General features: G+C 43.6%; 1 protein-coding gene. It reads left to right on the top strand.

Annotated elements, in window-relative coordinates; translation table 11 throughout:
• The coding region (locus tag AB4486_RS22790) for a LysR substrate-binding domain-containing protein (protein WP_372118762.1) at window positions 1-507 on the top strand (507 nt) is incomplete at both ends.

Genomic DNA, 507 nt, shown 5'->3' with positions numbered 1-507 from the left:
TTTACGTGTTGACGCGGCTAGTCCGTTTGTGTTTCATCAACTGGTGCCATTGGTGCAGTCATTTAATCAAGCCTATCCCGATATTGAGCTAGAAATAACCTCCAATGAAGGCATTGTGGATTTACTAGAAAAGAAAACCGATTTAGCAATTCGGATTGGTACGTTGAGCGATTCTACGCTACATGCTCGGTCGCTGGGTCGAAGCCCCTTGTATATTGTGGCTTCACCAGAATATATCTCAAAACGCGGGCTCCCCACTAAAAGCAGCGATCTTGCTCAGCATAATCTCATTGGATTTGTCGCCCCCAAAATTTTGAATGACTGGCCTTTAAAAGGTTTTACCCAACTAGACGCTTTGATGTCATCAAGTAATGGCGAAACCATTCGACAAATTGTGTTGGCAGGAAATGGCATTGCATGTCTATCAGGGTTTATGGTGAATAAAGATATTGCCGAAGGACGTTTAATCTCGCTGTTGGAGAGCGAAAAAATCAGTCATCCACGAAG

Origin of the sequence: Vibrio sp. 10N.222.55.C6 (assembly GCF_041473395.1) — a bacterium.
Lineage (GTDB): Bacteria > Pseudomonadota > Gammaproteobacteria > Enterobacterales > Vibrionaceae > Vibrio > Vibrio crassostreae_C.
Note: the sequence above shows the minus strand (reverse complement) of the source record. Positions and strands in the feature narration are given on the sequence as shown.